Below are 26,512 nucleotides of genomic sequence, written 5' to 3' on the forward strand. Positions count from 1 at the left end.
TTACGCCATACATCAGTACGTACGTTCCGCGCATAATCAGCGGCGATGCTGGGCCTTGTACCCCACATTTTGTCCATATCCACGTTTCTGACCTGTTGGGTGTGACAGGCAATACAGCCCTCCCGTATAAATATGCCTTTACCTGCTATTTCTTCCGTATTTAATGGTTTGCTTGTTGGTAATGGGGCATTGTTGTTCTGTGAATTTAAAGCAGGAAGTATAGCTGCGAACATGGTTAAGCCAATAAATAGAATAATGGCTGCTCCGAAAAGCCTTTTATGATTATTATAAATATCCATGTTATCGTACAGTTGAATTAACAGGTAGTTTATCAAGTTCCTCAAAAACAGTTTTTTGCAAGTCGATCTCTTCCTTGTGCATAATCATATCATACAGGTTATAGGCGAAAATTAAGTGCGAAGCCCACATCAGCGAACCACCAATAGCACGCCAAAGCCAATAAGGAGCCATAAGCACTACAGAGTCAATAAAAGGTTTGCCATCAATCCATAACATGCCTTTTAAAGTGCCACCTATCATTAGCGGTATGGTATAAAACATCAAACCAATCAAGGCCATCCAGAAGTGCGCGCCCACCAAACTTTGGCGGGGCTCTTTTCCTGTCAGTCGGGGGACGAGGGTATACATACAAGCCCAAAGCATAAAAGCAATAATGCCATACATAGTAAGGTGCGAGTGGGCCACCGTGAAGTCTGTAAAATGCCAGTATAGGTTTGCCGAACGGAAAGCCTCTGCCGTTCCTTGAAAAGATCCTGTAAAATAAAAGATAATACCTACCAGGTAAAACGGCAAAGTATAGCTGGAACCTATTTTATGCCAGTTCCCCTTGAAAGTCATCAGGAAATTGGTTGTTCCGGCAAACACCGGTATCAACATACCCATACTCCCTATGATCGCGGTTGTTTGTAACCACCACGGTATAGCACTGAATATAAAATGATGCGTGCCTATCAGCGTATAAAACAAGATCTGTGTCCAAAAAGCGAGGATACCAAGGCTATAAGAATAAATAGGAGTATTTAATTGCTGGGGTAAAAAATAATAGATCAACCCAAGATTAAACAGCATAAACCACATACCTACCCCCTGATGCATATAATAACCCTGCGCTATGGTTTCGCCAAGGCCGTTTTGCCAGAAAGGCAAATAGCCAACCAACGCGATCACGATGGTAAACATAACCGCCGAAACCATATACCAGTTAGAGATGTAGATCTCTTTGGTTTTACGCCGGGCGATGGTTTGCAAATAGTTAACCAGCGTGATTATGATACCGATGGCAAACAACAGCATGACAGGCCATACATATTCCCGGTATTCGCCCCCACCGTTATTGATGCCTGCCATCAGCGAAGCGCTGCCAGCGATGACGGAAGCATTGATCAGTATGAGCGCATACCAGCCACGTTTAAGGCTCGCTACTACGGTATTGCTTACCGTTGAAACTACATAGTAACCCAGCCCGATCATCGCCAGCGAGGACCAGCCCCAAAACACCATATTGGTATGCACCGGGCGTAAGCGCCCAAAACTTAACCAGCTTATGTGATCAACATCCGGGGAAACAAATTTTATCCCCAGATATTCACCGACAGATGTGCCTAGCACCAGCCAAAAAGTCGCGGTGCATAAGTACCATAAAATAAGTTTAGTCAGTTGTGGATCAATGTCGGGTCTTTTGACCGCTTTCTTTTTTGATGCCAGGAATCGAGGGCTATTGACTTCTGCAATATGTTGAAGCAGGCCTTTTTTATCTTCCGGCGGGAATTCCCCCGCAAGTTCTATATTGCTAAGTTTATAGTCCACCGCCTGTTTTCTCTTGACCAATTCTGCAAGGATGTCTTTCGTGTCCAGCTCATGTAGCGATGTGGCCAAATATTTAGCATCTTTTCTGATTTTATTGCCACGGATCCTACTGACCATGTTATTTGTTTTCACAGCCACCAGGTACACTGCGATCAATAGGGGGATCAAAATAAGAGTGATCGTGATCAGCACACCGGGGTTTGTCCAGATATTGGTATCTGTATCGGCCGATTGGGCAAACAGCGTGGATGCAGATAAGACAAAGAATAATAGAGTTATAGCTTTCTTCATGGTTGTGGCTTAGTGTCTTGTAGCGGCTCTGAAACACTCAAAGAATAATGTCTGATCAAGATGTCCAGCTGATGATGGTCGAGGTCCTTCAAATGGTTCCTTAGCCATGTTTTACAACTGGTTTCGGAATGGTCTATGGTACCTTCCAGGCGGTTACTACTTTTTAAAAGCCAAATGGCCAATATTAAAAGAATAACAATAACTGACCCGAAAATCAAGATTTCCCAAGGCAAATTGTTATCGGTCTGATTTACTTGAAGTATAGAAGTCATTGTCGGATTTTTAAGAGAGTGGGAAGAGTATTATTCATAACCCAATTAACAATATTTTGTTTTATTTTATATATTAATATCTTTTTATCTTTTATTTAGCAAAAAAACTATTTTTTTAAACTGGCAATTCCAAGATTAAGGTCCTCATTAAATTCACTGATGGCGGTTCTTTGAAGCAAGTCATGTATTTGATTGCGTATCATTTTAAAATCATTATGAAGGGGACAGGGATTGACTTCTGAGCATTGTTTCAGTCCTAATCCGCACCCGATAAAAATACCATTTCCATCAACTGCTTCGACAATATCAGCCAATGGGCGCTTTAAGGCCGCTTCATCTAAATAGAATCCTCCATTCGGTCCTTTTGCCGACTGAACAATACCTTTTCTGCTTAAATCCTGCAAAATTTTAGCTAAAAAATGTTCCGGGGAATCAATACCTGCGGAGATCTCTTTTATGCCCACTCTAGCCCCTGCTGAAGCTTTGTGCGCAATAAAAAATATCGCCCTTATCGCATATTCGCATGTTTTTGAAAAAATTGCCATTTATATGGCAAAGGTATAGAAATGCTTAACAATAAAAGAGTTTTTTATCTTTTTTATTGTTAAAAATAGTATAACACTCTAAAGCAAGGAGATTTTATCAAACCTTACCACAAGAAAAACGAGAATGTATTCAAGGGTGAGTGCCTCCGTAAGAAAAAACACAATGACAATTATTAATATACCCTGCTTTCTTTTTGTGGTTTACCTTCGCGTGTTGCCGTGAGAATATGAAGAAAAATCATTAATGGGGTCTTCTCAGGTATGAGAACTATTCCTGCGCAATCGAGCGAGATGGGTAACGGAATTGAAGTTGGCGCGGTAGTGTGTGGTGAAATGTAGTTACTTATCACAGCGATGAATATTTGGCTGCTTGTAATTACTTTGGAGTCTTAATCAACCCATGATTTCCTATAAATGTGTCTGGGAATACTGGGCGAAGAAGCCTTTTCTCCGGCATAGCGCGGAAAGCGTACAGGCCGTTTTAAACCGGGTAAAATGCCCCATGCTCCTCGTACCGGAAAGACAGGAAATAGAAGATTTTAAGTGCATGGTGCATATTACTGATCTGCGCTACTGTAAATTATCATTGTTGAACTATTTGGTTGAACTGGCCACACCCTATCAGGCCAGCCTATTGCTCGCTCATATGCCAATGAGCGGTTTGCCGTCTTTGGAAACGAAAGAGGCCCTTGATATCTTTAATAATGAAATAAGCAGCCACCTCCGATATGATAAACTTTTCTTCGATCAGATCAAAGAAAAAAACCTTGAAAAGGTATATGATGTATTAGCTTACGGCATGAATACAGGCCTGCTGGCAGTAGTCAACCATCGGTTTCACCTTGAGGATATCGTCAGCCAATATCAAATTTATACGCTGCCCACGCACATAACTATACCTCTGCTCGTTTTTCCGAATTGAAATTTGGGTGATACAACCCTAAGATATGTTGAATTTTAAGGCAGCCATTTCGATTATTCTATTTTCTCCCACTCGCTTGCATGATTAACATCATGGTTTATGCTGACCTGCATCACGATTAGGTAAGCCTAATCGGCGACCTTTACATCACTAAGCGAGGCTTGGCGGGCTTAAATTAAAACACTAACCATATGCCGCTTTGTAATTTATTCAAAATCAAATTTTAAAGTCATGATGTACAACGGTTATCAATTTTGGGGAATGGATATGATCTGGTGGTTCGCGTGGATCATACTTATTCTATGGATATTTGCGGTCCCCTACAATATTCCAGGTCAGCGAAAACCTAAAAATTCTTCACTCGACATTTTACAAAGACGCTTTGCTTCAGGGTCAATTAGCAAAGAAGAATTTGAGAATAGCAGGCAAATTTTGTTAAGAGATATTGTATGACCATTCTCTTGCAATTGGCCTGGCTTTTTATACTTGCTATTCCTATCGCCTGTATAGCCTGGACGGTGACGCACGAAGAAGTGTTCCGCGAGCCGAGAGAATATTTTGGCAGGCGCAGCCGGGAGGGAAAAACAATATTAGAAAGAAAGTTTTTTTACCTGTTCACCTGCGAGTATTGCTTCAGTCACTATGTGACCATTTTAGTATTGATTTTTTCCGGCTACCAGCTATTATTTAACGATTGGCGCGGCTATGTCATTGCCGGCTTTGCGTTGGTATGGATCGCCAATACTTACATGAGCTTATTCGCATTAACCCGTGCTGAATTAAAAAAAGACAATACGGAGATCCGGGAAATGGATGAAAGATCCGCCAAAAAAGCAGCATAACACACTAAAAATCATTGATCATACGCACTACCAAATCAATTAAAAACAAATATTATGAAAACTACAATGAAAGGACTTGTCTACGGCGGACCAGGTAAAATTGAATTAAAAGAGATACCTGTACCAACTTTGATAAAGCCGACCGATGCCCTGGTTAAGGTATTAAAAACCACCATTTGTGGTACCGACCTTGGTATTTTACATGGAAAATCCCCATTGTGTCTCCCGGGCACTACGCTGGGCCATGAAGGTATAGGCATGATAGAGGAAGTTGGCAGCGCGGTACGTAATTTTAAGAAAGGCGACCATGTTATCATATCCTGTATTACCGCCGACGGTAGTTGCGAATACTGCAAAAAGCAAATGTATGGCCATTGCGAAGATGGTGGCTGGATATTGGGATACCTGATCAACGGCACGCAAGCAGAATATGTTCGCATACCACATGCTGATAACAGCCTGTATCATGTTCCCGCAGGATCGGACGAAGAGTCATTAGTAATGATCAGCGATATCCTGCCTACCGGGCATGAGATAGGCGTATTGAACGGTTGTGTAAAACCGGGAGATACGATCGCTATTGTAGGTTCCGGCCCTATAGGCATGTCAGCCTTACTGACCGCTCAATTCTATTCGCCGGCTAAAATTTACATGATCGATCTGGATGAAAACCGGCTGGAGCAAGCCAAAAAATTCGGTGCAACCGATACGATCAACTCTGCAAAAGAAGATGCCATAAAGCGGATCATGGCCGAAACGAAGGACGGGGTTGATGTGGCCATTGAAGCTGTTGGCTCGCCCGCAACGTTTAATATCTGCCAGAACATTGTACGTCCGGGAGGCCACCTAGCTAATATTGGTGTTCACGGGCATAGCGTCGACCTGCAGATCCAAAACCTATGGATACAAAATATCACGATCACCATGGGCCTGGTCAATACCAATACAATCCCGATGCTATTAAAAACAGTGCTTTCAGGGAAAATAAATCCAAAGCAACTCATCACGCACCATTTTAAGCTCGACGATATATTACAGGCTTATGAAGTATTTGGAAATGCTGCGAAAGAAAAGGCAATGAAAGTAATCATAGCCCCCTAAACGAATTTGTATCGTCGTGTCCGTCCGCAATAGGCTGGTTATGATGAAGGTCATTCAATTAACTGACCGCTATCATGATCGTATTTCTGGCAAACATTGACCTTTACACCATAAATATTAACGCTCATGTCAAATAAAATAAAGTTAGATAACTTTCCCGCCGAAACTTCGGTGGAAGAATTCCTAAAATCAGACGAACCGTCAAATCCAATAGCACTTCTTTACCCGATCAATATCAGGGAAACGGATCATAAATACGAATTTGAAATAGCAGCCCCCGGATTTAAAAAAAGCGACTTTAACATTATTTCGGAAGGAGGCCTGCTTACCATCACCGCAACTAGCGAGCATGAAAAAACTAAAGAGGCGGATAATTTTACCCGGAATGAATATATCAGGTCGTCAATCAATCGCTCTTTTAGCTTGCCGGAAGATATATTGGTGGGTCATATTTCTGCGGAATACCACGACGGTATACTCACTATTGATCTCAAAAAAACAAATAGGTTCCTCATTGGAAAAAAACATGTAAAAGTTGAGTGACCTAAACGACCAGCGGGCTTCACCATCAATTGCCAAATGAAGTAGTGCCATTTTTCCTTTTGAACATCCTTGAATTTTCGCTGTAAACTACTAATCGATATAATAATTCATCTATAACTAATTTAAAAAAATGAAAACTAACGAAGAATTGCAAAGAGATGTTCAAAACGCGATCAAATGGGAACCGTTATTGAATGCAGCCGAAATCGGCGTTACTGCTAAAGATGGTGTGATCACCTTAACCGGCGTTGTAGACAGTTATTCCAAGAAAACGGAAGCTGAAAATGCGGCCAAAAGTGTGACCGGGGTAAAAGCGGTAGCAGAGACCATCGAAGTAAATTACGGCAGTTCCTTTAAAAAGAACGATACCGAAATTGCTAATGAGGTACTGAATGCCTGGAAATGGAACTGGGAAGTTCCTGCCGATAAGATCAAAGTGAAAGTTGAAAGCGGCTGGGTAACCCTGGAAGGCGAACTGGAATGGAATTACCAAAGAGAAGCCGCTAAAAAAGCGGTGGCAAATCTGACCGGTGTAAAAGGGGTATCAAATAATATTACTATCAAATCCGAATCAAAAGATGCTGTTGAGCAAGCAGCAGTAGAATGCGCATTGGAACGAAGCTGGTCCATTGATGATGAGGATGTTGACGTAAAAGTTAAAGGTAACCGGGTTACGCTCACCGGAACAGTTTCTTCTTTATATCAGAAAGATGAAGCCGGAAGATTAGCCTGGAATGCACCCGGCGTTTATTCGGTTGACAACGAGTTGCTGGTTGACTTTGATGACTAAAATGTAAAAGGCTGTTTCAAAAAGAGGCAGCCTTTTTAAAAGGTTTACTTATACCTGCAAAACAAGTTATGTTATACAATATTACACAACCCGACCGTTCGCGTCATTATCAGGTTGCCGCCCGGCAATGGATCTCTGAAATTAATTTTTTTACAATAGAAACAGCCTTTCTGCAAAATCTACTACAAGGCTGTATACCGTTACTTTCCGATAAGACCTTTGCTGAAAAGCGTATAATTACCGTTAAGCGCCTGCTAAAACTGCAGGCTGACAAAAATTATTCTGACCATGTCCTCAATGAACAGTTTGAAATGCTGGAACGAGCCAGCCGCGCAGTCATACCCATACCAGCAAATGAAGTCGAACTCGCCTGCAAACAAATGGAGCTTGAATTTCTGATACGTTCCTTAATCGAGGAATACAGCGAGGTAAAAAGAGAACTGTTTCACTCGTTGAAAGTGTGTTACCTGAAAATAAGCGATAACTGGTTTTTCTAAATGCGGTAGTTATGTGTTAACCAGGAATGCTTGTTATAGACGCTTTCATAATACCCATTTGTGTTGACAAACAGTCTTTGGAGTGATCCGTGTCACTAAATACCCGCCGCATAAGTGCCACCTTTAACCTATTCAAATAGTGCTTTATGAAAGTCTGGGACAGGTTCGCTAATAATTCTACATCAGGTATAAAAATAATTTTGCTGGTCGGCATATACGTTGTCCCATTTAGCCAAACTGTTTACGGACAATTCGTGAACAAACCTATTTCCAAAGATCAAGAGGTTTCGCTTTCAAATGAGTTGCACCTGTCGTTAGCGGCAAAAAATAATCCGGAGTATTTAAATTACCCCCAAGAGGTAAAACAAATTTACCGCCAGGCAGGTAAAAAACTTTTATGGATCGCACCAGATACCGTGAAAACGCACGCGGCAGACGCGATGATCATGCTTGATTGTGTGTTGCAGTACGGTCTCAACCATGATGATTACCATCCGAAGGAATTGGTGTACGACAAACTGAACCGCTATACCTCCAAGTTTTCGAAAACAAGCCTTGCTGAAAAATTGCGTTTTGACAGGCTGCTGACCGATGCTATGCTGACCTTGATGAATGATCTTCATTATGGTAAATTAAACCCGGCACACCGTCCTTCGCAGATCGACGGAAAGAGTTCTTCCGGCTTTAGCGCAAACGCCGAATTACTGAAAGCGATCCGAGAGGGGGATTTTTTCCTTGCTGTTGATAATGTTCAACCCAAATCTAAGGCCTATACCAATCTACAATACCGGATGCACCTGCTGGAAGGAAGGGTAACCGCGGAGTGTTATTCCTTTCCTGAATCTGAGATCAGGAAAATGGCTATCAATATGGAACGTCTACGCTGGGTGGAGAAGAATGAATCTACCTTTATCCAGGTCAATATTCCCTCGCTCACCCTGGAGTTCGTTACGCCGGACTCTACCTATGAATTTAAAGTGATCGTTGGTTCACCGGCTGCGCCGACACCTGTTCGCCAGGATGCGCTGAACGCTTTTACTACGCAGCCGAAAGAAGCACCCTTCAATTTGGTTTTCGCGTTAAATAACTTACCTCTAATGAATATCCGGGGCTTGGCCGACAGACTGGCATTCAGCAAGCAGAACAGAGCCGTGAGTACAGGCTACATCGCAGTAGAGCAGCCGGAAAAGCTGGCTGAACTGCTATTGAAATATGACGGTGCGAACCAACAATTAGCCAAATTACACCAGGCCCTCCATAACGGTAGGCGAGAAAAATTCGTCTTGGGTAAAGCGGTCCCGGTAATCATCACCTATCTCACACTTGAGATCAACGAAGGCATCATCGCTTCATATAAAGACATCTACAACCTGGATAACGACCTGGAAATGGAATTATACAATAGACAGCAACTGCTTGTGCTAAAAAACAAAAGTGGCCTGTAAATTTTAAATTAACACCTCTATGAAAACGATAGCTGTATTAACAGATTTCTCTAAACGGGCTGAAAATGCTGCCAGATATGCCTTGTGCCTGGCGGAGAAAATCCACGCTGACATCAAATTATATAATTCTTTTTTCGTGCCATCAGAAGATCCGCTGTCGGCCCAGATCGCCTGGCCGATGGAAGACTATGAAGCCCTGAAACGCGAGAGCCTCCATCAACTTGAATTGTTCGGCGCCAAATTAAAAAAGGAATATTCCGTTGGAATGACCGGCACCTTTAAACCGGCTATAGAATATGAATGCCATGACGGCAATTTCAACACCTATCTAAAAGGGCTGGAAGCTGAGAAGGATACGGTATTACTAGTGATCGGCGATCATGAAAAGGGGATGTCAACCTGGATGACCGGCAATCATCTCGATGAGATTATAGACCAGGTTAGTTTGCCGGTATTGGTTATTGGCGAGCACCAAAAGTTCCAGCAAATTGATAAGATAGCTTTTGCTACCGACTTAAACACCGGTGACATAGAACAGATTCATTCCCTAGCAGGTTTGGCCGGTACATTCAACGCGGAGCTATTAATTGTGCATATCGCGGATGAAAAATATGACGACCTGGAGTTGCAGTACAAGGTAGACACTTTTTTAAGTGACATTACCAGTAAGATTGATTTTGCAAAGATCTATTATCGCCGCGTAAAAAGTATAGATGTCGGGCACGGGTTGAACTGGATCTCGGAACACGGCCAGATCGATATGCTGGTAATGGTACACCGTCATAAAACGTTTCTGCAGAATCTGTTTAAAAGCAGTTTTACTAAAGAGGTTGCGGCAACCATCCACCTTCCTTTACTGATTTTCCCTTCCCCGGCCTACGCTGTCCCTGTTTTCTAAAATTAACATTTCATAAATAATTTATAAATCCAATATATCATGTCTATTCAAACCATTAATCCAAATACCAACCAGGTGGTAAAATCCTTTACGGAGAGTTCCCCTGAAGCTGTAGAAGCTGCAATGATACAAGCTGAAAAAGCTTTTGCAATTTGGCGAAAAACAAGTTATAAATCGAGAGCCAATCTATTGCATATGGTAGCTATCATTATGCGTGAACGAAAAGAAGAACTGGCCGCGATGATCACCCTGGAAATGGGCAAGCTGCTTGACCAAAGCCGTGGAGAGATAGATCTAAGCGCGGACATCTTTGATTATTACGCATTGAACGGCGAGAATTTTCTGGACGACAAGATCCTTGATCCTAAACAGGGCGAGGCGCTGATCCGACATTCTCCCATCGGTATCCTGCTGGGTGTAGAGCCGTGGAATTTCCCGTTTTACCAAGTGGCACGCTTTGCTGCGCCTAATATTATGATCGGTAATGTCGTACTGGTTAAGCACGCCTCGAATGTTCCGCAATGCGGGATCGCAATCGAAGAAATATTTAAAACAGCCGGTGCCCAAAATGGTATTTATACCAACTTACTCATCTCTGGCCCCAGGGCATCTGCTTTAGCTGCCGATGACCGTATCAAAGGGATATCTTTAACCGGAAGCGAAGCGGCCGGAAGCAGTATCGCAGCCGTAGCAGGAAAAAATCTAAAGAAGTCTGTACTGGAACTCGGAGGTAATGATGCTTTTATCGTATTGGAAGATGCGGATATTGATCAGGCTGTGAACTGGGCGGTAATTGGCCGTATGAACAACACCGGGCAATGCTGCGTTGCAGCCAAACGCTTTATTGTAATTGACAGTGTAGCGGATGAGTTTTTATCCAAATTTAAAGCCAAACTAACCGATTTGAAGGTAGGTGACCCGATGGATGCGGAGACTGAGTTAGGCCCGCTAAGCAGTGAAAAAGCCGCCGCTGATCTTGCGGACCAGGTACAGCGTTCTGTTGATGCCGGCGCAAAGGTTGCTTTAGGAGGCAAAAGACTGGATCGGCCAGGGGCATTTATGGCAGTGACCATCCTGACTGATCTGAAGCCGGGCATGGCAGCCTATAGCGAAGAACTTTTTGGGCCGGTGGCTTCATTTTACCGGGTAAAGGATGAGCAGGAAGCAATTCTGCTGGCCAATGATTCTTCATTCGGATTAGGCGGATCGGTATTCACCAAAGACATTGAACGCGGTAAACATGTTGCAGACCAGATCGATACCGGTATGGTATTTATCAACCACCCCACCTGGACAACGCCTGAACTGCCTTTTGGCGGTACCAAGCATTCCGGCTATGGCAGGGAATTATCGAGTTTGGGTATCGATGAATTTGTAAATAAAAAGCTGATCCGGGTGAGTGCCCTGACCGACGCCTTTTAGAAATTCAACTATACCGGCAGCTTGTAAATAAAAATCCAGGCTGCCAGCATTTAACTCCATTAAAATGAAAATACCAAAAACAATGAATGCCATGGTACTGGAACAGTCAGGGCATTCCCTTGTTTATAAACAAATCCCCGTTCCGGTTGCATCCGGTCAACAAGTACTGATCAAAGTATCCGCTTGCGGTATTTGTCGCACCGACCTGCACATAATAGATGGTGAATTAACCAAGCCAAAACTTCCGCTGGTTCCCGGTCATGAAATTATTGGCAAAGTAGTGGCTGCAGGACCGGAAGTGACCAATCTTAAAATAAGCGACCCGGTGGGCATTCCCTGGTTGGGTTATACCTGCGGGCACTGTAAATTCTGCCTAAACGGAAAAGAAAACTTATGTGACAATGCCAAATTCACGGGTTATAATATTGATGGTGGATTTGCAGAGTACACCCTGGCGGATTCCCGTTTTTGCATTCCGCTTTCCGGAGAATATGTCAAACCGGAGGCCGCACCACTGCTGTGTGCCGGCCTGATCGGTTACCGGTCATACAGCATGATCGACAGATCAGCCAGGAAAATCGGGATGTATGGTTTTGGCGCAGCAGCTCATATTATTACCCAGATAGCTAAAGCTCAGGGGAAAAGCATTTTCGCCTTTACACGGGAAGCTGATAAGGAAGCACAGATTTTTGCGCTAAGAATGGGTGCCGGATGGTCAGGCGGAAGTAATGAAACACCGCCGGAAAAGCTGGATGCGGCGATCATTTTTGCACCTGCTGGAGATTTGATCCCTAAGGCACTGAGGGATCTGGATAAAGCCGGGCAGGTCATTTGCGGTGGTATTCACATGAGTGATATACCCCGATTTCCTTATCAAATATTGTGGGAGGAAAGAAGTATCAGATCCGTAGCTAATATGACCCGTCAGGATGGAAAGGACTTTTTTGAGATATTGAAGACCATTCCTGTCCATACCCAAACGCAAAAGTTTGATCTGCGGCAGGCTAACGAAGCGATAAGCAAACTCAGGCACGGCAAGATCCAGGGGGCGGCTGTATTACTGATGGAATAGCCGTACAACACTCTTGATGCCTTTTGCATATTATTTAAATACTAATTATCATGAACAACGTCATTAACTTAAAAAACAGGCCATTGGGCAAACCAGGTTACAGTGATTTTGATTTTATCATCGAACCGATGCCACAGGCCGGCCGTGGAAAAATTCTTTTAAAAACTTTATATGTATCCATTGATCCCTACCTCCGGGGAAGGATGAACGATTCTAAATCTTATGCGTCTCCTTTTGAGTTGAATAAACCGATGGTATCAGGCATCGTTGCTGAAGTAACTCAATCGGAACATCCGGGCTTTAATAAGGGTGATTTCGTTTCAGGTATGCTGCAATGGAAAGAATACCAACTATCGGACGGGGAAAAACTGCTTAAGATTGACCCTGAAGCCGCGCCGCTAACCACATATCTCGGAGTTCTAGGGATGACCGGACTGACCGCCTATTTTGGGATAACCGTTGTTGGCAAACCCAGGCCCGGAGAAACACTGCTCGTATCAGGCGCAGCAGGCGCGGTAGGCAGCATCGCGGGCCAGATCGGTAAAATTATGGGGTGCCGCGTCGTGGGTATTACCGGCCATGGGAATAAAGCGAGGCTACTGAAAACTAAATTTGGTTTTGATGATGCAATCAATTACCGGGATTCGCCGGATATAACAGCGGCCGTAGCGAGCACCTGCCCCAATGGTGTTGATGTTTATTTTGACAATGTTGGCGGGGCGATTTCCGATGCGGTGGTGCCGAATTTAAATAAGTTTGCACGGATCCCTGTTTGCGGGTCCATATCGCTCTACAATTTAACAGGGGATCACCAGTGTCTATCCATGCAGTCCGTAATTACCGGGAAAAGTATCACCATGCAGGGTTTCCTGGTTTCAGATTATGCTTCAGAGTTCCCGAAAGCTACCAAACAACTTGCGGCCTGGATAAAAGAAGGTAAATTAACTTATTCCGAAACTATTTATGAAGGGTTCCGCAACATCCCCCAGGCGTTGATCGATCTGTTTGAAGGAAAGAACGAAGGCAAAATGATCGTAAAAATTTAGCCTAAAAGAATTAAATCCAGCGAAAGATCGAAAAGGAAATCTGTTTAACCGGCCATGACCAGGCGGGCATTTTCAGGATAGGGAACCTTTTTGTTCCAGTGGTTCATGATCCATTCTCCTACCTGGCGATGCGTTTGTTCTTCAAAGGGAAGGTTGATGAGCATGGTTTCCATCTTCTCTACCGATTTCATGCTGGAAAGGTTATGACGTTGCATCAGCCTGTTGATCAGGCCTAATACTTCAGGTCCGTCATGCCGGTTAAAAATTATATTGACTGCAAAAGTTGTCCGGGATAAACCCAATCTTTTCTCATTGTTCCAGCTATACCGGTTTTGGTAGTGGAGGTCACTTTTACTAAAGGCGTTCATGGCTTTGCGCTGACGGTTTAATTATTAGGTGAAAGTTTTAATCGTGTTTTTGTAAGGCTACTTTTAAATTCTATTTCGCAGAAAGTTACTGGCTCAACACTAAGCAGTCTTTTGCCGTGAACCCGCAGCTAAATTTGTTTCCCGTTGCCACCTATCAAGGTTCCTGATGGTTTGTCCGGCAACTTGCGCTAAAGCTACATTTGCGATTTTTATATTTCGTTTATCAGCCGCAACAGCGTCGATATGGTCCATATGCACGGAACGGGTGCTTATATATCTAATGCCCATATCGGCCAGTTTATTAATGATGGGCGCTGATACAACGTCGTTATCGGATACAATAACTGCGTCCTTTCCGGCAGCATAGGCTACTGTTTCCTCGCCAAGGGGATTTGAAATGAGCGTAATGCGATGTTTCCGGTGATTAAAATCAGCCAGCCCCGCTTTTTCAAAAGTTTTGATATTGTACGCAACAACTTTCATTTGTTCACCTATTTAATTCTTCCAAAAGTAGGGGAATAGCAGCGGTTAAAACTTGAGGCCAATCATTAATACAGGTGATACTGGTCAATGATTCACATTTACACAACAATGATTATCACCCCTTTACATGCCCTGAATCATAGTTTAGTTGCGCTTACATGATTAAATTTACTTCATGAAAACAATCCTGGTATTGACCGATTTTACGATAAAGGCAGAGTGTGCTGCTAAGTTTGCCATATACCTTGGTATTAAGAATAAAGCCAACCTGTTATTATGCCACGCCATAGAGCCCGACTGGCAATTTGCCAATAAAAGCAGCAAAGGCGATAAGCAGTTGGCTTTAAATAAAAAAAGTCTGCTGGAATTGGAAGTAGCAGGTAACCTGATGAAGAAATTAATACTAGCAGATAAAGGTATGTTCGAACCACAGATCACCTACCTGGCAGCTATTGGCTCTTTAATGGAAGTAACGAAAAATATTATTGTTGAAAAAAAAGTCGACCTGGTAGTGGCGGGCAACCATCGGTCTAATTGGTTAGCGCGTCTATTGTTCGGAAGTCATATCCATTCGCTGATCGATCAACTGGATCGCCCGCTACTGATCGTTCCTGAGGATGTTCCATATAAAGGTATAAAAACCATCGGGTATGCAACAGATCTGAGCTTTGATAACACCAAAGCCATAGATTATTTAGCAAAGATCGCTGCCCCTTTCGAGGCCGCTTTGTCTATTAATTATGTTTCACCGCGGCAATTTCCCGATAAAACGGGCAGATCAGGCGAGTTTTCCTTATCCTTCAGACCAAATCGAGACCATCCGCTGGTAGCTTATCATCATATCAAGGCGGACGATATTAAATCAGAACTCTTAGCACTCACACGCTCCAAAAGCATCAATATACTTGCCCTGGTTCATCGGCGATATAAATTCTTCGGGAAGATATTCCATCAGAGCATCTGCGCTTCGCTGGCCTATCGTTCCCGGACGCCGTTGCTGATCCTGCCGGATTTATTTAGCCTGACTGCGCCCGTATATAAAGCTGATCTTATAAATAACTATTCATACGAAGTGAACTTAGCGCAGTTGTAACGCAATCTCAGATTAGTATGAAGGCCGAGGAAAAAGATTTTTCAGCGTAGTGGATCAGTTTTTCATTTTTATAAGCTTTTCGATCGCCAAGATCTGTACCTGACTGCTTTGTTTATCGATCAGCCCCTCCTCTTTAAAATCTGTTAGCGTACGACTCACGGTTTCTGTGGCTATTCCGGCCATTGAAGCTAATTCTTCCCGGGAAATTTTAAATTTATTGTCGGCCGACTGTTTGCTTAACCGGACCAGTACGCTCGCCAACCTCCGTCTTACGGAATGGTAAGCCAGTTCCAGGAGCTGGTCTTCTTTTTCGCGCACGTTATTGGATAATATCTTGATAAACTGCTGCCCAATAGCCGGATGCTGGTTCAGCAAAGTGACCAGCGCTTCTTTTGGAAGCATACATATCGCCGAATCTTCTAAGGCTTCAGCCGTTTCATTAAACGACTCATCCAGCAATAAAGCGTTAATACCCAGGTAATCATCGGCTTTAAAGAGGCCCGTTATCAGCTCCCTGCCATCGTCAGCAAGTTTGACGGTTTTGAGGCTTCCCTCCAAAATCAGGTAGATACCTACCGGCTGGTCTCCATCGTAATATAAGATCTGCTTTTTCTTAAGCTGCCTTACCTTTCTGCCTGCGATCAATGCCTTTAATTCGGCAGTTCCATTACCTGCTCCGAAAGTTAGCTTTTCCAGGTTTTGTATGGTTTTGCTGAAATACGCTTTTTGCTTATCATTTTTATCTAACCTGCATTGGATCGCCTGGAGCAGCTCCATATCATCGAATGGCTTGGTCAAGTAATCATCCGCGCCCATTTCCATCCCTTTTCTAAAATCCAGCCGCTCGGCCTTTGCTGTTAAAAATATGAAGGGGATGGAAGAAGTTTCCGGGTTCTTATTTAATAGATATAAGACGCCATAACCATCCAGCTCCGGCATCATGATGTCACATAAGATCAGGTCTGGCCGATGTGCTATGGCAACATCAACCCCTTCTTTACCATTCGCTGCTTTCAAAACTTTGTAGCCATCTAACCCCAGGATCTCAGCCGTGCTTTCCCGGAGATCAATATTGTCTTCAATAATTAAGATCGTTTTACTCATGATTGATTGGAAATAAAAGGGTAAAAGAGGTACCATGGTCTACTTTGCTTTCAAAATGGATGTGGCCATTCATTAATTCAGTATACCTGGTAACAATATTTAATCCTAAACCGGTGCCCGGGATGTTCCCGGTATTATGTGCCCTGAAAAAAGGTTCGAATAGGTGTTTTTGATCATTTTCAGGTATGCCAATGCCATTATCCTTTACAATAACAGTCAGGCCGGTTTCAGTGATGATCGTATTGAATTCAATAAATGTATTTTCGCCGGAGTATTTAATGGCGTTGCTGATCAGGTTAATAATGCAGTTTTTTAATAGAGCCTGGTCTATCTTTGCAAAACTTACCGTTCCTGAATGTTCATAGATGATCTTTTGGTCCTGTTTTGCGATCATCTGCATCTCTTCGGTGATCTCTTCGCCAAATTTGAGGATATCTGTATCCGAAATTAGTATATCGACTTTGCCAGCTTCCAATCTTTCCAGCGATAAAAAATCATTCAGGATAGCCGTCAGGCTGCTGACCGAGTTTTTTATCTTACCGATATGTTTGGAAACACTAGTTTGATCATCCACCTGTGAATATTTTTCCACCAAAATTGCGGATAGTTGTATCGAACTTAACGGCGTCCGGAATTCATGTGAGGCCATCGAAACAAACCTACTTTTTAACTGTCCCAACTCCTTTTCTTTTGTTAAGGACTGGCTTACCTTTTCTTTGCTGTCCTGCAGCGCCGATACCGTCTCATTTAATAATTGGGTCCTAACCGCCACTTGTTCTTCCAGGTGTGAGGCGTATTCCTGCAGCCGTTCTTCCGCTATCTTTTCTCTGCTTAGGTCGTGAATAAAGCCGGTATAGATCTTTCTGCAGGAAAACTGGACCTCACTGATCCCTAAACGGAATGGAAACGTTGTGCCACCTTTACGCATACCGATCACTTCGCGGCCTTTGCCAATAATGCTTGCAAGCCCCGTTTCCATGTATTTAGTCAGGTAATCATCATGCTTTTCTTTGTCGGGCGTCGGCATCAATATAGAGATGTTTTTACCGATCAACTCTTCAGCTTCATAGCCAAATAATTTACAGCCTGCAGGATTAATACTTTCCATTTTTCCACGATCATCAATGGTGATGATACCGTCGATAGCATTTTCAATAATTGCTTTTAATAAAGCGGCATTTTCCATGGGCTGAATATAGGAGGGGGATATGTAAATATCAGCATTATAGGATATAAGAATCTGACCAGCATCATAAGAATTAGTGATCTTTATCACTTCCCAATTGATAACAACCAATCAACGGCTTTAATTGATGCCTTTTCAATTGCAAAAAGGCTTCACATCAACGCTACGATAGGACAAAAGTAAAATGGTGATAAGGATCATAGTTATTGGTGATTTAGATCAGTATTAAGTTTGAAAAATCTTTAGAAGTTTGCCTGTACTGAATAAGTTTTGACTAATAAATTCACCACGAAGAATATAAAGATGTTAACAGGAAAGATATGCCGGGGATGAAGAAATGGGTAGGTTAGGCTTAGTGCTTTCAGGCGGCGGTGCCCGTGGAGTTGCGCATCTGGGGCTACTGCAGGCCCTTGATGAAATGGGCCTTAAGCCGACCATTATTTCAGGTGTGAGCTCCGGCGCCATTATCGGGGCTTTATATGCATCGGGTTATTCACCCCAGGAAATTTTAAAACTTACGAAAGACCATTCCGCGACTACCATTATGGGCGTTATCCTTACATCAGGCGGGTTGTTTTCGCCAAAGGGTTTAATGGAGGTTTTAACAGCGGCTATCGCTACAGACAGTTTCGAACAGTTGCAGATCCCACTATTTGTTACCGCGACGGATATTGTTACCGGCACGCCTATGACTTTTTCAAAAGGTCCTCTTTTTGAGGTACTGGCGGGCTCCTGCGATATTCCCGCATTGTTTGACCCGATTAAAAGCGGCAACCGGTATTTGGTTGACGGCAGTGTAATGAATAATTTACCAGTTGACTGTTTGATCGGCCAATGCGACCAGATACTTGGATCCCATGTCAATAAGCTTTTCCATCCACAAAAAGAACCGTTATCCAGGTTGCAGGTATTTGAGCGTTGCTTCCAATTAGCCATATCCGGCACAGTTACAGCTCAGGGGAAACGTTGCGATCTTTTAATAGAACCAGACCTATCCGATTATAATATGTTCGAAATGAAATTTTCGGACGATATTTTCGAAATCGGTTACGCTAAGGCTAAAGAAAACAGGCAGATACTCGAAAATTTATTTAGACATTGAAACGATGTGCCGTCAACCATATAAATACCTGTTAATTTGCTGGTTGCTCATCAGCTCCCTTCTTACCGGCTGCGCACAGAAGGTCCCAAAAAAAGCCCTTGTTGATTCTTTAGGTAAATCTTGGGATCGAACAATTCCGGGAAATTTTAGTAGACAGTCAAAAGCGGCTTTTGATAGCACTCAGCTTACGATTTTCCTGAAACGTTATCCAAAGCTAGATGTGTTTGCAACTGAAATCAGCACCTTTTATCACAAACGGAATTTTGCTTTGGCATGGTACGATAATGGTAAGGTCATTGAACAGGCGGGCAATTTAACAAACAGGGTTCTGAACCTGCAAAATGAAGGAATTAAACAGATACCTCCCTACAAGCGTATACTGGATTCTTTATTTTACAACAATGACCCCCAAAGTAGCCAACCAGACGTTCAGTTGGAGCTAATGCTGACGGCTCAATATTTTTTATTTTCAAAGGTTGCCTGGGGCGGCATGAATGATTCCGTAAGCACTTCAGTTAACTGGTATGTTCCAAGGAAAAAGGTGTCCTATGGAGATTACCTGGATAGTCTTTTGAAAGCTCCGGCCAGCCAAACCCGGGTGAAGGAGCCCGTATACCGGCAGTATGAATTGTTAAGAGCCTATTTGAGAAAATACCGTGAACTGGATATGGCTGAAAGCTGGCCCCCGATAATTTATAACGCACGGTCGCGTAAGCTTGGGGATACCTCGGCAACAGTTCAAATAGTAAAAAGTCGGTTATACAAATTCGGTGACTATTCAGGAGATACCACCAGTCATTTATTTGAGCCCGGGTTGGTTAATGCCCTAAAGAATTTTCAGAACAGGTATGGGCTTACGAGCAATGGGATACTAGACAGGGCTACTTGTTTGCAATTGAGTGTGCCGTTAAAAAAACTGATACAACAAATCATAGTCAATATGGAACGCAGCCGTTGGCTTCCCGTAAGTATAACCGGCGATTATATATCTGTAAATATTCCTGAATTTAAAATGCATGTTTATCATGCCGATAGTTTATTGTGGAGCTGTGATGTTGTGGTTGGTAAATCGGTACACCAGACAACGGTATTTTATGGCGAGATCAAATATGTGGTTTTTAGCCCGTACTGGAATGTTCCACCCTCCATCGTGAGTAAGGAGGTTATCCCTGGGATAAAAAGAAATTCGGACTATCTTTCAAAGCAGAATATGGAGATTATCGGTCACAGCGACGGATTACCGGTCGTACGGCAAAAGCCCGGCAACATAAATTCCCTTGGTCTTGTTAAATTTCTTTTTCCAAACAGTTATAATATTTATTTGCACGACACGCCGTCCAAATATCTTTTCGGGGAATCCTCCCGGGATTTCAGCCACGGCTGCATCAGGATCAAAGAACCAGTTAAATTAGCAGAGTTCCTGCTTAAAGACCGGCCAGAATGGAATGCAGGGACTATCAGCCAGGCCATGCATTCGGGAAAGGAAAAATATATAACCCTAAAAAATAAGGTACCCGTTTTTATCGCTTACTTCACCGCATTTATAGACCGCAACAACAAAATTAATTTCAGAAAGGATATTTATGACCGGGATAACAAACTGGCAGCTACAATTATTTCCGGGAACGGGAATTATTAACGGAACTTCTTCTGCCTTTAATCAATTTTCTAATCCGGAACCATGGTATTAAAAGAAGTCAATTCCAGAACCGTTAACCGGTTTTAAGTGGTTCATTGCCTGAAAATGGAAGAATTTAATTAACTCAATTCTCGGGGATGAGGATCAGGGGGATCTTAACCTGTTTAATGATCTCGTCAAAGTCATTGGCTTTGGTATAACCTGAATTCTCAACCTTAGTATGAATGCCCATAACGATCACGTCAGCCCTCCAGTCGGCAGCTTTTTTCAGAATTGTGGAATAGGGCTTTCCTTTTTCTACAAAGATTTTGACAGGATAGTCATGGAATATTTTTTTAACAAGCGTCTCCAGATTTTTTCGGTAACTGATCTTTAATTCCTCGCTTATCTCTGCTGAAGTGCTTCCGTCTTCACTCACATCGCTGGTTGGTTTTACGATGCTGACAAGGGAGATCTCCGCATTCATTGGCTTTCCAAAAACCAAGCCAGCTAAAGCTACTTTTTCTGCATAAGGGCCGCCGGCCAAAGCAATTAGCATTTTATATTTTTTCATAGTTGATCGATTAGAAATAAATGTTGTTTAATTAATTGCCTTTATCGCATATACTGCTACCTAATAAAAGGTAATCCGTCCTTCCTGAGTAGGCTTTTAACTTATTAAGCTTCGTTACTTTCAGAAACCGGGATAACAACTAAAGTTTTTTTGGTATGCCGGATCACCTCCTCTGCGACACTGCCTATCAACAGATGTGACAACCCCTTTCTTCCATGGGTGCCCATCACAATGACATCAGCTCCCCATTCGTCAGCTATCTTTAAAATGATCTCGTAGGGTTTGCCCTGCTCTATAAATGTTTTCACGGGATAGTTTTTGAAAACTTTATCGATCACATTTTGCTGGCTGGTATTGAAGTTACCGTCGATCATGTCATCCATTTCCCTTGGCGTGGGTTGTTCACCACCCCAGTTTGCTTCCGGATCAATGATGCTTACCAATGCAATTTCTGCGTGGTATTGTTGTGCTATCTGTAAACCATTCAAAGCGACAACTTCGGCGCTTTTACAATTATCTATGGCGATCAGTATTTTATGAAACTCCATGATTATTTATTATTTAAAAGAGCTTTATCTTCTTCTTCCTTCTTTTTCTTTGCCTGGTCTTTAAAATAACCCTTAAAGAAAAAATTGTGCTTTAGCGCTTCCATGTTCTGGTTAAAACCATCGGTACCTTTTTGCAAGTTATCCATGGTCTTCCTGAGGTTATTTGCCATGGTAGAATCTGCTAATAAAGTATGTACCGGCCCTTTACCATTGGTCAGATCACGATTGAGCCGTTTAACGATCTCATTTAGCTGAATGGTCATGTTATCAGCATTGGTGCCGGCAGCTTTTATCTTCACCATTGTTTCTTTCAGATTTGCTGCCATTGCAGTATCCGTTAATAGAAGCCCCGCGGTACCTTTTCCGCTTTTTAACTGCGTAACAATGGTATTAATTCCAATCATCATTTGATTAGCGTTACCCGTGGCTTTATAGATATTTTGCAGTGAAGACTTCAAACTAACGCCAATAGATTTATCATTAAGCAATTTTAAAACATCGCTGCTGTCTATCCGCAAAACTGTCCCCTTTAGCACTTCAGATATATTGGCCACATTATTATTGGTTTTGGATAAGGTGGCGATAATTTCATCCATGTTGACCATTTTCTGTGCCCGCAACAGATCTCCGTCCTCCACGGCGGCGCTCGGTCCGCTAACCGGTGTGATGTTAATAATTTTGTTTCCCATCAGACCTTCCGTACCGATGCCCGCCAAGGCATTTTTATGAATGTAGGCCTTTACTTTGCTGTTGATCTGCATTGTAACTTCAAGGGTTGTATCATTAATAAGGTCGGTGCTTTTTACCGTACCTGCCTGTATCCCTGAAAACAATACATTGCTTCCTACGGTAAGCCCATTTAAATTAGTAAAGCGTACCTTCAGTTTAAAATCAGCTCCGAAAAGGTTATTGTTCTTTCCGATGATATAAAATGTCAGGATCAGGACAAAAAGACCTGCCAGTACAAATACACCTAGTTTAATATTATTTTCTTTTTGTTCTGCCATGGTCGTTTATTCAAAAAATTGTTTGATCTGCTCATCTGTCGATTTTTCCAGCTCTTCATAAGAGCCTTCTATGTAACACTGTCCATTCAGCAGCAGTACCACCACATCGGAGATATTTTTAACACAGGTCATATCATGGGAAATGATAATGGTGGTGGTCTGGTATTTCTTTTGCAGCGCCAGGATCAAATTTTCTATCTCTTTGGAAGTAACCGGGTCAAGTCCGGTCGTGGGTTCATCATACAGGATGATCTCCGGCTTTAAGATGATCGTTCTCGCCAATGCAACCCGTTTCAGCATGCCGCCGGATAATTCTGATGGCATCATGTCCAGTGTCTTTGCCAGGCCGACGTTTTCTAATGCCTCATGCACCATTTTATCTATAGCCGGTTCTGAAAGGTCAAACCAGTGCCTGCGCAAAGGAAATTCAAGATTTTCTCTAATGGTCATGGAATCATATAGTGCATTTCCCTGAAACAGGAAACCAATTTTCGTCCTGACTTTATCCAGGCCTTCTTCATCAAGTTCGGGAATATCCTCTCCAAAAACTGTAATGCTGCCGTTGTCAGGCTTTAGCAGGCCGATGATGCATTTGATCAATACAGATTTTCCTGAGCCGGATTTCCCCAAGACAACTGTGTTTTTACCTTTTTTAACTTTGAGGTTGAAATCCTTTAATACAGCATTGCTGCCGAATTTTTTGAAAAGATGCTTGATAACGATCACATTTTCGTCTTCGGGAATCTGCTCCTTACTAATCGTTATTGGACTTATTGCTGCTTTCATCCGGTGATTAATTAAGTCCCAATATTTCGGTTACCTGTACGGCCAGTAGATCAATGACGAAGATGAGTACCGAGGCTAACACAACTGATGAGTTTGCTGAAACTCCAACGCCCTGCGTGCCTTTACTCGAATTAAATCCTTTATAACAGCCTACCATTCCTACTGCAAAACCAAAGAACAAAGTCTTTATCACGGCAGGTGTAATATCACTATAAGCCAAACTTTGGAATACCTGGCGAAAGAATAAGGCAAAACTGGTAACTGAACGGATATTGACACCCAGATATGCACCGAATAACGAAACGGCATCACCTAAAATGGTTAGAATCGGCAACATTAACGTGGTTGCAATTACCCTGGTAGCGACAAGGTATTTAAAAGGTTTGATCCCGCTGACTTCCATGGCATCGATCTGCTCGGTTACTTTCATGGAACCCAGCTCTGCGCCGATACTGCTGCCAATTTTACCGGCAAAGATCAGTGCAGTGATAACAGGGCCGATCTCGCGGACAATTGCTAACCCTACCATGACCGGTAATTGGGATTCAACACCATAACTTACCAGTGAAGGTCGTAGCTGCATCGTCAAGACCAACCCCATTATAAAGGAAGTCAAGGCAATGAGTGGGAAGGATTTATAACCGATAATGTAACACTGGTTAAGAAATTCCTTTACTTCATAATGCGGCCTTATTCCCATTGAGAAAAAGCGGCCGGTGAATTTTGCTATATTTCCGGTTTCATCCAGAAATTTTTTAGTACTTACAAGTAACGACATACAGGCGATATAGCGGATATTTTAATAATATCCTTACCATCAAAAGTACCCTGCTGCAATTTCTTAACAGGTGATTTTCCGCATAAAAAAGCGTGATCCCCGTCACAAAAGCTTAAGTGTCTGATTGTATCTGATGGCGATAAAAAAGCTACCATCTGTTTTATCGCAACTGGTACTTATTTGCCAGTGGATTACCTGTTTTCAAACCGACCGGTTTTTTTACTGATAATGATCTTATACATGATCAGCTCAATTTTTGTTCCCACATCACTTTCCTCATCTACAAAACCATGTTCGCGGGTCACCGAATCATCCATTATAAATGGAGTGAGCCGATCAACCAGTTTTTGCAGTACCTGCTGCTTTTCTTTCAGGTCGGTGATCTCTTCAAACTTTCCCCAGGCGATCACGCTTTGCCAATTAGTAACCTCTTTGATCTCGTCCACCTCAAAACAAACTTGCGGATTTGCTCTCATCATATCGATTTTCATTCCTTTAGCGGAATGACAATAAATATTTCCGCCGTCGTAGATATAATTCACAGGTACAACATACATGGTTTCCGCAGAATGGCAGCCAATACGGCCAATCACCTGGCCTTTCAGTAAAGCTTCTATTTGGGTACTGTTTAATTCTCTTAGCATTTTGTTTTTAATTAATTTGAACCTTGAAATAATAATTTATATTAACCCGCAGCTAATTCAAGTTCCCGGAACACAATTTCAACGTTGGCAAAGATCTGTTTCTTTATTTCCTGGTATTTATGGGTAAGGCTGATCATTAAATGACCGACCCTTGCGTTGGTAAGTGCCAGGTTTTGACTGTTTTCTTCTATCTTATTTTCTGCAACTTCTTTCAACTGGTGAAGCTGGGCATCCACGCTAATTTCTGCACTTAAGATGTCAGCCTGCAGTTTTTGAAGTTTATTGGCATTCTTTTGTAATTCTTCCGTATTCTGATAATCTTTAAGACGGGTAAAATAATAGTCCTGTTTAAGATTGTTTAGGAAAGCGCACTCGATCTTATAAAATTCCAAGTCAGATTTCCAACGCTTGGCAATCACATAATACTCAGCGGACCGGTCAGAAATTTCTTTTATAGTTTCCATTATTTGAACTTTTACTATCTGCAGACATCTGCAAATCGTCAAGAATTAATGATGTAAATATCCATGTATCAAGAGAATGCACCCATGACAGAGATCACGGATAAACGTGATAGACATCACAACCGATTTCAGCTGATTACATTTTGGCGATTTAAGGCAACAGTGATTATCATCATGGAATTGCCTGATAATAATCATATCGAGAACTTATCAAAAGCCAGACATTTACAGCCAACATCCTACTAAACACTCATGGAAACAACTATATCCCTATCCGTTCCCGCCATTCATTATTATGTAAAGGCGAGGCAATGGGCCTCAGATCTTGAATTCTTCAAGATCGAAACCGCCTTTTTTTACCGCTTGCTAAACGATTATTTTATTCGGGTTGTTGAGCCAGCACCACTGGAAGCCATAAAAGAAATGGTGAGCAAGCTTTCCACACTCGAAGAAGACGAGGAGCGGGGCATAAAATCGGTAGGAGATCAACTTAAACAGTTGGAACTGATCTCTGAAAACAGTGTTACTGAAAATCTCGATGAATTAGCAAGCAAACAGGTCAAATTAGAAAACCTGATGGCTAAACTAAACCAGGAATATCGTGCCGTTAAAAATGAACTTTTTGCGCTGGTTGAAAGCGCGATCAGGGATACTGAAATTATTAAAAACTAATATTAAACTAATAATCATGATCGAAATATTCGTCGGTGGGTTTGCCCTTTCCACAACAGAAATGGAACTGGCTCAATTATTTAGTCCACATGGGGCAGTAGCCTCAGTAAACATCACCAAAAATCGGATAACACTACAGAGCAGAGGCTATGGTTTCCTGGAAATGGCTGATCAATTTGATGCTACCCGTGCCATTAAAGCTTTAAATGGCGTGTTCATAGACGGCCGCCGACTTACCATATGCCGGGCAGATAAAATATTAACAACCTCAGCGCTTTTTCAATTAAATGAACAGCAGGCGATCCTTATTAAAAAGAAAAGGCCTATAACAGCGTTATTATAATTGCTATTAATGCTATGGCGGACCAAGATGGAGCTGAGACCTTATTATAATCGAAACTTATTACATTAAATATGCTTACTATAATACATGAACAATGCATTATACCCCTTAAAATTCGAACCTATCTATCAATACCGCCTTTGGGGAGGCCGAAAACTAGCGCATTTACTTTCTAAACCGCTGCCAAAAGAGGAACCTATAGGTGAAGCATGGATATTGAGCGATCGTA

General features: G+C 42.4%; 31 protein-coding genes. 17 read left to right on the forward strand and 14 right to left on the reverse strand.

The window, feature by feature from the left end; translation table 11 throughout:
- The 3 genes from ABIN91_RS16555 to ABIN91_RS16565 form a co-directional block, all read right to left on the reverse strand.
- Nucleotides 1–299, reverse strand: a 299-nt coding sequence (locus ABIN91_RS16555; RefSeq protein WP_348052343.1) for a cbb3-type cytochrome c oxidase subunit II, incomplete at its 3' end; no start/stop codon positions are given.
- 1 nt (nucleotide 300) lies between these two features.
- The gene (locus ABIN91_RS16560) at nucleotides 301–2,118 is read right to left on the reverse strand and encodes a cbb3-type cytochrome c oxidase subunit I (protein ID WP_348052344.1); all 1,818 of its coding nucleotides are present in this window, start codon (nucleotides 2,116–2,118) and stop codon (nucleotides 301–303) included.
- Nucleotides 2,119–2,497: 379 nt separating this feature from the next.
- A complete protein-coding gene (locus ABIN91_RS16565) occupies nucleotides 2,498–2,935 on the reverse strand; it encodes an Rrf2 family transcriptional regulator (RefSeq protein ID WP_348052345.1) in 438 nt (145 codons plus the stop codon).
- Between the two features lie 502 nt (nucleotides 2,936–3,437).
- Between ABIN91_RS16565 and ABIN91_RS16570 the strand changes: the two genes are divergently transcribed.
- The 12 genes from ABIN91_RS16570 (at nucleotide 3,438) to ABIN91_RS16625 (ending at nucleotide 13,513) form a co-directional block, all read left to right on the forward strand.
- Nucleotides 3,438–3,857, forward strand: coding sequence for a hypothetical protein (locus ABIN91_RS16570; protein ID WP_348052346.1), 420 nt, complete (start codon nucleotides 3,438–3,440; stop codon nucleotides 3,855–3,857).
- Between the two features lie 267 nt (nucleotides 3,858–4,124).
- The gene (locus ABIN91_RS16575) at nucleotides 4,125–4,310 is read left to right on the forward strand and encodes an SHOCT domain-containing protein (RefSeq protein ID WP_348052380.1); all 186 of its coding nucleotides are present in this window, start codon (nucleotides 4,125–4,127) and stop codon (nucleotides 4,308–4,310) included.
- Nucleotides 4,307–4,699 (forward strand): hypothetical protein, encoded by a 393-nt coding sequence (locus ABIN91_RS16580; protein ID WP_348052347.1) that lies wholly within the window; start codon nucleotides 4,307–4,309, stop codon nucleotides 4,697–4,699. The genes ABIN91_RS16575 and ABIN91_RS16580 overlap by 4 nt, the downstream gene beginning before the upstream one ends.
- Nucleotides 4,700–4,753: 54 nt before the next feature.
- Nucleotides 4,754–5,800, forward strand: a complete 1,047-nt coding sequence (locus ABIN91_RS16585; RefSeq protein ID WP_348052348.1) for a zinc-dependent alcohol dehydrogenase family protein — start codon at nucleotides 4,754–4,756, stop codon at nucleotides 5,798–5,800.
- Nucleotides 5,801–5,926: 126 nt separating this feature from the next.
- The gene (locus ABIN91_RS16590; RefSeq protein WP_348052349.1) at nucleotides 5,927–6,343 is read left to right on the forward strand and encodes an Hsp20/alpha crystallin family protein; all 417 of its coding nucleotides are present in this window, start codon (nucleotides 5,927–5,929) and stop codon (nucleotides 6,341–6,343) included.
- Nucleotides 6,344–6,473: 130 nt separating this feature from the next.
- Nucleotides 6,474–7,133, forward strand: coding sequence for a BON domain-containing protein (locus ABIN91_RS16595; RefSeq protein WP_348052350.1), 660 nt, complete (start codon nucleotides 6,474–6,476; stop codon nucleotides 7,131–7,133).
- Between the two features lie 68 nt (nucleotides 7,134–7,201).
- Nucleotides 7,202–7,630 (forward strand): hypothetical protein, encoded by a 429-nt coding sequence (locus ABIN91_RS16600; RefSeq protein WP_348052351.1) that lies wholly within the window; start codon nucleotides 7,202–7,204, stop codon nucleotides 7,628–7,630.
- Between the two features lie 146 nt (nucleotides 7,631–7,776).
- Nucleotides 7,777–9,075 carry a hypothetical protein gene (locus tag ABIN91_RS16605; RefSeq protein ID WP_348052352.1) on the forward strand — a complete coding sequence of 433 codons (1,299 nt, stop codon included), beginning with the start codon at nucleotides 7,777–7,779 and terminating at the stop codon, nucleotides 9,073–9,075.
- A gap of 19 nt (nucleotides 9,076–9,094) precedes the next feature.
- On the forward strand, nucleotides 9,095–9,973 hold the full coding sequence (locus ABIN91_RS16610) for a universal stress protein (RefSeq protein ID WP_348052353.1): 879 nt from the start codon (nucleotides 9,095–9,097) through the stop codon (nucleotides 9,971–9,973).
- A gap of 39 nt (nucleotides 9,974–10,012) precedes the next feature.
- A complete protein-coding gene (locus ABIN91_RS16615; RefSeq protein WP_348052354.1) occupies nucleotides 10,013–11,395 on the forward strand; it encodes an NAD-dependent succinate-semialdehyde dehydrogenase in 1,383 nt (460 codons plus the stop codon).
- Nucleotides 11,396–11,459: 64 nt separating this feature from the next.
- Entirely contained in the window at nucleotides 11,460–12,467 is a 1,008-nt protein-coding gene (locus tag ABIN91_RS16620) for a zinc-dependent alcohol dehydrogenase family protein (RefSeq protein ID WP_348052355.1), read from the forward strand.
- A 50-nt stretch (nucleotides 12,468–12,517) separates the two neighbouring features.
- A complete protein-coding gene (locus ABIN91_RS16625; protein ID WP_348052356.1) occupies nucleotides 12,518–13,513 on the forward strand; it encodes an NADP-dependent oxidoreductase in 996 nt (331 codons plus the stop codon).
- A gap of 44 nt (nucleotides 13,514–13,557) precedes the next feature.
- Here ABIN91_RS16625 and ABIN91_RS16630 read toward each other — a convergent pair whose 3' ends face one another.
- Together ABIN91_RS16630 and ABIN91_RS16635 are read right to left on the reverse strand one after the other, a co-directional pair.
- Complete coding sequence (locus tag ABIN91_RS16630; protein ID WP_348052357.1) at nucleotides 13,558–13,881, reverse strand: hypothetical protein; 324 nt, start codon at nucleotides 13,879–13,881, stop codon at nucleotides 13,558–13,560.
- Between the two features lie 99 nt (nucleotides 13,882–13,980).
- Nucleotides 13,981–14,364 carry a lactate dehydrogenase gene (locus tag ABIN91_RS16635; protein WP_348052358.1) on the reverse strand — a complete coding sequence of 128 codons (384 nt, stop codon included), beginning with the start codon at nucleotides 14,362–14,364 and terminating at the stop codon, nucleotides 13,981–13,983.
- A gap of 175 nt (nucleotides 14,365–14,539) precedes the next feature.
- Here ABIN91_RS16635 and ABIN91_RS16640 point away from each other — a divergent pair, with 175 nt between their 5' ends.
- On the forward strand, nucleotides 14,540–15,457 hold the full coding sequence (locus tag ABIN91_RS16640) for a universal stress protein (protein WP_348052359.1): 918 nt from the start codon (nucleotides 14,540–14,542) through the stop codon (nucleotides 15,455–15,457).
- A 54-nt stretch (nucleotides 15,458–15,511) separates the two neighbouring features.
- Here ABIN91_RS16640 and ABIN91_RS16645 read toward each other — a convergent pair whose 3' ends face one another.
- Nucleotides 15,512–16,561 (reverse strand): response regulator, encoded by a 1,050-nt coding sequence (locus tag ABIN91_RS16645; RefSeq protein ID WP_348052360.1) that lies wholly within the window; start codon nucleotides 16,559–16,561, stop codon nucleotides 15,512–15,514.
- A complete protein-coding gene (locus ABIN91_RS16650) occupies nucleotides 16,554–17,747 on the reverse strand; it encodes a PAS domain-containing sensor histidine kinase (protein ID WP_348052361.1) in 1,194 nt (397 codons plus the stop codon). The genes ABIN91_RS16645 and ABIN91_RS16650 overlap by 8 nt, the downstream gene beginning before the upstream one ends.
- A gap of 337 nt (nucleotides 17,748–18,084) precedes the next feature.
- On the opposite strand from ABIN91_RS16650, the gene ABIN91_RS16655 reads away from it, so the two are divergent.
- Nucleotides 18,085–18,849, forward strand: coding sequence for a patatin-like phospholipase family protein (locus ABIN91_RS16655; protein ID WP_348052362.1), 765 nt, complete (start codon nucleotides 18,085–18,087; stop codon nucleotides 18,847–18,849).
- A gap of 220 nt (nucleotides 18,850–19,069) precedes the next feature.
- Nucleotides 19,070–20,488, forward strand: a complete 1,419-nt coding sequence (locus tag ABIN91_RS16660; protein WP_348052363.1) for a L,D-transpeptidase family protein — start codon at nucleotides 19,070–19,072, stop codon at nucleotides 20,486–20,488.
- Nucleotides 20,489–20,612: 124 nt separating this feature from the next.
- Here ABIN91_RS16660 and ABIN91_RS16665 read toward each other — a convergent pair whose 3' ends face one another.
- From ABIN91_RS16665 to ABIN91_RS16695, 7 genes are all read right to left on the reverse strand, one after another.
- A complete protein-coding gene (locus ABIN91_RS16665) occupies nucleotides 20,613–21,041 on the reverse strand; it encodes a universal stress protein (RefSeq protein WP_348052364.1) in 429 nt (142 codons plus the stop codon).
- A 104-nt stretch (nucleotides 21,042–21,145) separates the two neighbouring features.
- Nucleotides 21,146–21,589, reverse strand: a complete 444-nt coding sequence (locus ABIN91_RS16670) for a universal stress protein (RefSeq protein WP_348052365.1) — start codon at nucleotides 21,587–21,589, stop codon at nucleotides 21,146–21,148.
- 2 nt (nucleotides 21,590–21,591) lie between these two features.
- On the reverse strand, nucleotides 21,592–22,596 hold the full coding sequence (locus tag ABIN91_RS16675) for an MlaD family protein (protein ID WP_348052366.1): 1,005 nt from the start codon (nucleotides 22,594–22,596) through the stop codon (nucleotides 21,592–21,594).
- Nucleotides 22,597–22,602: 6 nt separating this feature from the next.
- Nucleotides 22,603–23,382, reverse strand: a complete 780-nt coding sequence (locus ABIN91_RS16680) for an ABC transporter ATP-binding protein (protein WP_348052368.1) — start codon at nucleotides 23,380–23,382, stop codon at nucleotides 22,603–22,605.
- A gap of 7 nt (nucleotides 23,383–23,389) precedes the next feature.
- Nucleotides 23,390–24,160 carry an ABC transporter permease gene (locus ABIN91_RS16685; RefSeq protein ID WP_348052370.1) on the reverse strand — a complete coding sequence of 257 codons (771 nt, stop codon included), beginning with the start codon at nucleotides 24,158–24,160 and terminating at the stop codon, nucleotides 23,390–23,392.
- A gap of 191 nt (nucleotides 24,161–24,351) precedes the next feature.
- Nucleotides 24,352–24,804, reverse strand: a complete 453-nt coding sequence (locus tag ABIN91_RS16690) for a pyridoxamine 5'-phosphate oxidase family protein (protein WP_348052372.1) — start codon at nucleotides 24,802–24,804, stop codon at nucleotides 24,352–24,354.
- Between the two features lie 41 nt (nucleotides 24,805–24,845).
- Entirely contained in the window at nucleotides 24,846–25,268 is a 423-nt protein-coding gene (locus ABIN91_RS16695; protein ID WP_348052374.1) for a hypothetical protein, read from the reverse strand.
- Between the two features lie 252 nt (nucleotides 25,269–25,520).
- Between ABIN91_RS16695 and ABIN91_RS16700 the strand changes: the two genes are divergently transcribed.
- Nucleotides 25,521–25,940, forward strand: a complete 420-nt coding sequence (locus ABIN91_RS16700) for a hypothetical protein (RefSeq protein WP_348052376.1) — start codon at nucleotides 25,521–25,523, stop codon at nucleotides 25,938–25,940.
- A gap of 16 nt (nucleotides 25,941–25,956) precedes the next feature.
- Nucleotides 25,957–26,283: an RNA-binding protein gene (locus ABIN91_RS16705; RefSeq protein WP_348052378.1), complete on the forward strand. Its 327-nt coding sequence runs from the start codon at nucleotides 25,957–25,959 to the stop codon at nucleotides 26,281–26,283.
- The last annotated feature ends 229 nt before the right edge of the window (nucleotides 26,284–26,512 follow it).

Source organism: Mucilaginibacter sp., assembly GCF_039921305.1.
Lineage (GTDB): Bacteria > Bacteroidota > Bacteroidia > Sphingobacteriales > Sphingobacteriaceae > Mucilaginibacter.